The following is a 6,474-nucleotide window of genomic DNA, read 5'->3' on the forward strand; positions in this document are numbered from 1 at the left end:
AGGTAAGAAAGACCCTGTTAAGGTAACAGTTGAATTACCAAATGGAAAAGTAATCACAGTAGAAGTTCCTGTGAAAGTGTTGCCTAAACGTGGTTCGGAATCACAAACAAATAATGGTGGTGGTGAACATATACCTGTACCACAACCAATTCCAACACCACAACCAGTTCCATCAACACCAGAGACTCCTGAACAACCAGTAGCTCCAGTGCAACCGGAACAACCAACAACTCCAAGCCAACCTGCTGTTCCGACACCAGCTGAACCATCAGTAGCAATTGATTCAGCTACCCAACCAACAACACCTAAATATGTTGATGGTCAAAAAGAATTGCCAAATACTGGTACAGAAGCTAACGCTAGTCTTGCAGCGCTTGGACTTCTTGGAGCCCTAGGTGGATTTGGACTTCTTGCTCGCAAGAAAAAAGAAGACTAAAAACTCATAGTTTTTGAGAAGATGATTCGTCATCTTCTTTTTTTATTTCGGTGTTTTTACTTGCGTAAAAAATTTTTTTCTAGTATAATAGTTTATTGTGAGCGAACCTCACTTACCCCTTGCAAAGTCTTGGGGTCATTAGACCAAAAGGAGGAACATATCAATGGCTAAATACGAAATTCTTTATATCATTCGTCCAAACATTGAAGAAGAAGCTAAAAACGCTTTGGTAGCACGTTTTGACTCTATTTTGACTGACAACGGTGCAACTGTTGTTGAATCAAAATCTTGGGAAAAACGCCGTCTTGCATACGAAATCAAAGATTTCCGTGAAGGACTTTACCACATCGTTAACGTTGAAGCAAACGACGACGCAGCTCTTAAAGAGTTTGACCGTCTTTCAAAAATCAACGCTGACATTCTTCGTCACATGATCGTCAAAACTGACGCGTAAGAAGGTAAACTATGATTAACAATGTTGTACTTGTAGGGCGTATGACACGTGACGCTGAGTTGCGTTATACCCCATCAAATGTAGCAGTTGCGACTTTTACTCTTGCAGTAAACCGTACATTTAAGAGTCAAAATGGCGAACGTGAGGCTGATTTTATCAATGTCGTTATGTGGCGCCAACAGGCTGAAAACCTTGCTAACTGGGCTAAAAAAGGCTCACTTATCGGGGTGACAGGTCGTATCCAGACTCGTAGTTACGATAACCAGCAAGGACAACGTGTCTACGTGACAGAGGTCGTGGCTGAGAATTTCCAAATGTTGGAAAGCCGTAGTGTGCGTGAGGGTCACACAGGTGGAGCTTATTCTGCACCAAGTTCAAACTATTCAGCGCCTACAAATTCAGTACCAGACTTTTCACGTGATGAAAATCCATTTGGAGCAACAAATCCATTGGATATTTCAGATGATGATTTACCATTCTAATGGACAACTAAAATTATAAAGGAGAAAAAACATGGCTCAACAACGTCGTGGCGGATTCAAACGCCGTAAAAAAGTTGATTACATCGCAGCAAACAAAATTGAATATGTTGATTACAAAGATACTGAGCTTCTTAGCCGTTTCGTTTCAGAACGTGGGAAAATCCTTCCACGTCGTGTAACAGGAACTTCAGCTAAAAACCAACGTAAAGTAACAACAGCTATCAAACGCGCTCGCGTAATGGCTTTGATGCCTTTCGTAAACGAAGATTAAAGAAAAGACCCCGACGGGTCTTTTTTAGGAGCATGGAAATGAGAGAGCGAGTTGGGTCTAGTGGCCCTTTTTTTCAGATTTTTCCAGGACTCTGTTAGAATGGAGTCCCCTTTTGACCTAGTAAGATTCTTTTGTCTTACTAGGTTTTTTCTTTTAATCTTTATTATCGTGCTATAATGGTAGGAGAAAGCTTTAAAGGAGCAACTTATGAAGACGACATGTTCAATTAGAAAAATGCAAGAATCTGACATTAAAGATCTATCTCGAGGATTTATCAGCCAAGGTTGGCCAAGTAGAGAGGAAATTTTGGCTAGATATTTTCTGGAACAGGAAAGTGGGGATAGAGAAGTCTTAGTTGCAGAGTTTGATGGTGCTGTAGCGGGCTACGTTACCATTTTGCCCTCTGCTAAACATGGTCCTTTTGCAGAAGTCTATCCAGAATTATCAGATTTTAATGTGTTTGAGCCTTTTCGAAATCAAGGGATTGGGAATCAACTGCTAGAAGAAGCAGAAAAACGAGTCAAACTCATATCGGATAAGGTCACTCTTGGTGTAGGTTTGCACTTAGGCTATGGCCCTGCTCAGAGAATGTATATCAGACGGGGCTACATTCCAGATGGGACAGGTGTCTGGTATCGAAATCAACCCTTGGAAATGAATGCAACTAGCCAAAATAATGATGATTTGGTTTTGTATCTAGTAAAGGAATTCGGATAAGAGATAACGATTTTATTGGGGATGTGGGATTTCTCTACTTTATGGTATAATGGAAAGAGTTAGATTGAAAGAGGTAGTGAGATGGATGCCAAATTAAGATACAAGGCAAAGAAAATCAAGATTGTCTTTTTTGATATTGATGATACATTGAGGAATTCAAAGACAGGTTTTATTCCAGCTTCAATCCCAACTGTTTTTAAGCAATTACGTGAGAAAGGAATTTTGACAGGTATTGCTTCTGGACGAGGGATTTTTGGTGTCGTGCCAGAGATTCGTGATCTCAAGCCTGACTTTTTTGTAACTCTGAATGGGGCTTATATCGAAGATAAAAAAGGTCAGGTTATTTATCAACATCAGATCGAGAAGTCAGATGTTGAGGAGTATATCTCTTGGGCCAAGCAAGAGGGAATTGAGTATGGCTTGGTTGGGAGTCATGATGCCAAGTTGTCGACTCGCACCGATATGATTAGTGAGGCTATCAATCCAATTTATCCCGAATTGGATGTAGATCCCGATTTCCATGAAAAAGAAGATATCTATCAAATGTGGACTTTTGAAGATAAGGGAGATGACTTGCACTTGCCTGACAGTCTCTCAGATAAACTTCGCATGGTTCGTTGGCATCAACATTCGTCTGATATTGTGCCGATTTCAGGCTCCAAAGCGACGGGTGTGGAAAAGGTTGTGGAACACCTTAGCTTGAAACCAGAGAACGTCATGGTTTTTGGAGATGGGCTCAACGACTTGGAACTCTTTGATTATGCTGGAATCAGCGTTGCAATGGGAATTTCTCATGATAACATCAAAGAAAAAGCAGATTATATTACAAAAACATTAGAAGAAGATGGCATTTTTGATGCCTTAGAAGGATTTGGTATGGTAGAAAAAGAATTGCATTTCCCACAAGTAGACATTGAAACAGTAGAAGGTCCTATCGCGATTATTAAGACCAATCACGGAGACTTGCGTATCAAGCTCTTCCCTGAACATGCTCCTAAAACAGTGGCTAACTTTGTTGCTCTTTCAAAAGATGGCTACTATGATGGGGTCATTTTCCACCGTATTATCAAGGATTTTATGATCCAAGGTGGAGACCCAACTGGAACTGGTATGGGTGGCGAGTCAATCTACGGCGAATCATTTGAGGATGAATTCTCAGAAGAACTTTACAATATCCGTGGAGCCCTTTCTATGGCCAATGCTGGTCCAAATACCAACGGCAGCCAGTTCTTTATCGTGCAAAATCAACATTTGCCTTATTCTAAGAAAGAAATTGCTCGTGGTGGTTGGCCAGAACCGATCGCAGAAATCTATGCCAATCAAGGTGGGACACCTCACCTAGACCGTCGACACACTGTTTTTGGTCAGCTAGCTGATGAAGCTTCTTATGCAGTCTTGGATGCCATTGCTTCTGTTGAGACAGGGGCTATGGACAAGCCAGTTGAAGATGTCGTGATTGAAACTATTGAAATTGAGGACTAAGATGAAAATCGGTGATAAGCTAAAGGGCCGTATTACAGGGATTCAGCCCTACGGTGCTTTTGTTGAGCTAGAGACGGGTGATACAGGGCTGATTCACATTTCAGAGATTCGGACAGGATTTATTGAAAATATTCATGACGCCTTGAAAGTCGATGAAGAGGTTCAGGTTCAGGTAGTGGATTTAGATGAATTTACAGGGAAAGCTAGTCTTTCTATCCGCACTTTGGAGGAAGAAAAGCACCAGTTTCCGAGACGGAGACGTTTTTCAAGCGACCGTTTTAACTACGGCTTCGCACCTCTCAAAAGAATGATGCCAATTTGGACCAAGGAAGCCCTTCAACATTTGAAGAAGCAGAAGCACTAGTTAGAAATTTCTATCTTTTGTAATGTTAATATAAATTTGCTATAATGGAACCATGGAAGAAGAACAATTATTAAAATCAGGAGAGCGCATTAATCAGCTCTTTTCGACAGATATTAAAATCATTCAAAATAGAGAGGTTTTTAGCTATTCGGTGGATAGTGTTCTCTTGTCACGTTTTCCACGTTTTCCTAAGAAGGGCTTGATTGTGGATTTCTGCGCTGGGAATGGAGCAGTGGGGCTTTTTGCCAGTACTCGTACTCAGGCACAGATTTTGGCTGTTGAGATTCAGGAGCGTTTGGCGGATATGGCTGAACGCTCTGTCCGTTTGAATGGTTTGGAAGAGCAGATGCAGGTCATCTGTGATGATTTGAAAAATATGCCTGCTTACATCCAGGGAAGTAAGGTGGATATGATTTTGTGTAATCCGCCCTATTTCAAGGTGGATCCTCATTCCAATCTGAACGAGAGCGAACATTATCTCTTGGCGCGCCATGAAATCACGACCAATTTGGAGGAAATCTGCCGCAGTGCCCAGAGTATTCTCAAGTCTAATGGGCGTTTGGCCATGGTTCATCGTCCTGATCGACTTCTGGATATTTTGGATACGTTACAACGGCATAATCTAGCCCCTAAGCGCCTGCAGTTTGTTTATCCAAAGCGAGAAAAGGAAGCCAATATGCTTTTGATTGAGGCTATCAAGGATGGTTCAACAAGCGGCTTTAAGGTCTTGCCACCTCTCATTGTCCACAATGATGATGGCTCTTATACGCCTGAACTTGAAGAGATTTATTATGGATTATAAGGCTTATATGTATGTGCTGGAGTGCCGTGACGGATCCTACTATACAGGCTATACGACTGATGTGAAGAGACGCCTCGCTGTCCACAATAGTGGGAAGGGAGCCAAATACACACGAGCACGCTTGCCAGTCAAACTTATCTATGCTCAAGGTTTTGCCAGTAAGGAAGAAGCCATGTCAGCAGAAGCCCTTCTCAAGCGTAAGAAGAGGTCACAGAAGGAAGAATTTTTATCTGAAAATCAAGATAGAAATTTACTCAGTTATTTTGAAGAATCGTGAGGAGTCCTTTGACTCCTCTTACTTTTGTCAAAAAGCGAAAAAAATGCTACAATAAAGAGAATAAACAAAATGAGGTATTATCATGTCTAAGATTCTAGTATTTGGTCACCAAAACCCAGACTCAGATGCCATCGGGTCATCTGTAGCCTTTGCCTACCTTGCAAAAGAAGCTTACGGTTTGGATACGGAAGCTGTTGCCCTTGGAACTCCAAATGAAGAAACAGCCTTTGTCTTGAACTATTTTGGTGTGGAAGCACCGCGTGTTATCACTTCTGCTAAAGCAGAAGGTGCAGAGCAAGTTATCCTGACTGACCACAATGAATTCCAACAATCTGTATCAGATATCGCTGAAGTAGAAGTTTATGGTGTTGTGGACCACCACCGTGTGGCTAACTTTGAAACTGCAAGCCCACTCTACATGCGTTTGGAGCCAGTTGGATCAGCGTCTTCAATCGTTTATCGTATGTTCAAAGAACATGGTGTAGCTGTGCCTAAAGAGATTGCTGGTTTGATGCTTTCAGGTTTGATTTCAGATACCCTTCTTTTGAAATCACCAACAACACACCCAACAGATACAGTCATCGCTCCAGAATTGGCTGAATTGGCTGGTGTCAACTTGGAAGAGTATGGTTTGGCTATGTTGAAAGCTGGTACAAACTTGGCTAGCAAATCTGCTGAAGAATTGATTGACATCGATGCTAAAACTTTTGAATTGAACGGAAATAATGTCCGTGTTGCTCAAGTAAACACAGTTGATATCGCTGAAGTTTTGGAACGTCAAGCAGAAATTGAAGCTGCAATGCAAGCTGCTAACGAAGCAAACGGCTACTCTGACTTTGTCTTGATGATTACAGATATCGTCAACTCAAACTCAGAAATCTTGGCTCTTGGTGCCAATATGGACAAGGTTGAAGCAGCCTTTAACTTCAAACTTGAAAATAATCATGCCTTCCTTGCTGGAGCCGTTTCACGTAAGAAACAAGTGGTACCTCAATTGACTGAAAGCTTTAATGCGTAAGATTTTGGGTGTCAGTTCAAAATCGGAAAGGCTAGTTTGACTTATATCGAAAGGAGTTTCGGCTCCTTTTTTTCTAGGAGTGAAGCATGTTAGAAACTGGCGATTTGATACTCAATGAAAATCAAAGAGCAAACTAGGAAGCTAGCCGCAAGCTGTACTTGAGTACGGTAA

At 41.5% G+C, this 6,474-nt stretch carries 10 protein-coding genes; all 10 read left to right on the forward strand.

Going from position 1 to position 6,474, the window contains the following annotated elements; genetic code table 11:
- Positions 1-436: LPXTG cell wall anchor domain-containing protein (locus ADI58_RS01305; RefSeq protein ID WP_049521160.1), on the forward strand; the 436-nt coding region annotated here is incomplete at its 5' end.
- Positions 437-599: 163 nt separating this feature from the next.
- On the forward strand, positions 600-890 hold the full coding sequence (gene rpsF, locus ADI58_RS01310) for a 30S ribosomal protein S6 (RefSeq protein ID WP_001151778.1): 291 nt from the start codon (positions 600-602) through the stop codon (positions 888-890).
- A gap of 11 nt (positions 891-901) precedes the next feature.
- Positions 902-1,372 carry a single-stranded DNA-binding protein SsbA gene (ssbA, locus tag ADI58_RS01315; RefSeq protein ID WP_000609602.1) on the forward strand — a complete coding sequence of 157 codons (471 nt, stop codon included), beginning with the start codon at positions 902-904 and terminating at the stop codon, positions 1,370-1,372.
- Between the two features lie 31 nt (positions 1,373-1,403).
- Positions 1,404-1,643, forward strand: a complete 240-nt coding sequence (gene rpsR, locus ADI58_RS01320) for a 30S ribosomal protein S18 (protein WP_000068664.1) — start codon at positions 1,404-1,406, stop codon at positions 1,641-1,643.
- A 207-nt stretch (positions 1,644-1,850) separates the two neighbouring features.
- Positions 1,851-2,360 (forward strand): GNAT family N-acetyltransferase, encoded by a 510-nt coding sequence (locus ADI58_RS01325; RefSeq protein ID WP_049521161.1) that lies wholly within the window; start codon positions 1,851-1,853, stop codon positions 2,358-2,360.
- Between the two features lie 81 nt (positions 2,361-2,441).
- A complete protein-coding gene (locus tag ADI58_RS01330; RefSeq protein WP_049521162.1) occupies positions 2,442-3,842 on the forward strand; it encodes a bifunctional Cof-type HAD-IIB family hydrolase/peptidylprolyl isomerase in 1,401 nt (466 codons plus the stop codon).
- A 1-nt stretch (position 3,843) separates the two neighbouring features.
- The gene (locus ADI58_RS01335; protein ID WP_000689589.1) at positions 3,844-4,206 is read left to right on the forward strand and encodes a S1 RNA-binding domain-containing protein; all 363 of its coding nucleotides are present in this window, start codon (positions 3,844-3,846) and stop codon (positions 4,204-4,206) included.
- A gap of 52 nt (positions 4,207-4,258) precedes the next feature.
- Positions 4,259-5,008 (forward strand): tRNA1(Val) (adenine(37)-N6)-methyltransferase, encoded by a 750-nt coding sequence (locus tag ADI58_RS01340; protein WP_049521163.1) that lies wholly within the window; start codon positions 4,259-4,261, stop codon positions 5,006-5,008.
- Entirely contained in the window at positions 4,998-5,285 is a 288-nt protein-coding gene (locus ADI58_RS01345) for a GIY-YIG nuclease family protein (RefSeq protein WP_049521164.1), read from the forward strand. The genes ADI58_RS01340 and ADI58_RS01345 overlap by 11 nt, the downstream gene beginning before the upstream one ends.
- A gap of 82 nt (positions 5,286-5,367) precedes the next feature.
- A complete protein-coding gene (locus tag ADI58_RS01350; protein ID WP_049511661.1) occupies positions 5,368-6,303 on the forward strand; it encodes a manganese-dependent inorganic pyrophosphatase in 936 nt (311 codons plus the stop codon).
- Positions 6,304-6,474 lie beyond the last annotated feature (171 nt).

The sequence above is a fragment of the Streptococcus mitis genome (genome assembly GCF_001074635.1).
Lineage (GTDB): Bacteria > Bacillota > Bacilli > Lactobacillales > Streptococcaceae > Streptococcus > Streptococcus mitis_E.

Bases quoted from the DNA above. Each gene is read 5' to 3' on its own strand.
- ADI58_RS01350 (WP_049511661.1), top strand. From the start codon at position 5,368: ATGTCTAAGATTCTAGTATTTGGTCACCAAAACCCAGACTCAGATGCC.
- ADI58_RS01340 (WP_049521163.1), top strand. From the start codon at position 4,259: ATGGAAGAAGAACAATTATTAAAATCAGGAGAGCGCATTAATCAGCTC.
- rpsF (WP_001151778.1), top strand. From the start codon at position 600: ATGGCTAAATACGAAATTCTTTATATCATTCGTCCAAACATTGAAGAA.
- ssbA (WP_000609602.1), top strand. From the start codon at position 902: ATGATTAACAATGTTGTACTTGTAGGGCGTATGACACGTGACGCTGAG.
- ADI58_RS01325 (WP_049521161.1), top strand. From the start codon at position 1,851: ATGAAGACGACATGTTCAATTAGAAAAATGCAAGAATCTGACATTAAA.
- ADI58_RS01335 (WP_000689589.1), top strand. From the start codon at position 3,844: ATGAAAATCGGTGATAAGCTAAAGGGCCGTATTACAGGGATTCAGCCC.
- ADI58_RS01345 (WP_049521164.1), top strand. From the start codon at position 4,998: ATGGATTATAAGGCTTATATGTATGTGCTGGAGTGCCGTGACGGATCC.
- rpsR (WP_000068664.1), top strand. From the start codon at position 1,404: ATGGCTCAACAACGTCGTGGCGGATTCAAACGCCGTAAAAAAGTTGAT.
- ADI58_RS01330 (WP_049521162.1), top strand. From the start codon at position 2,442: ATGGATGCCAAATTAAGATACAAGGCAAAGAAAATCAAGATTGTCTTT.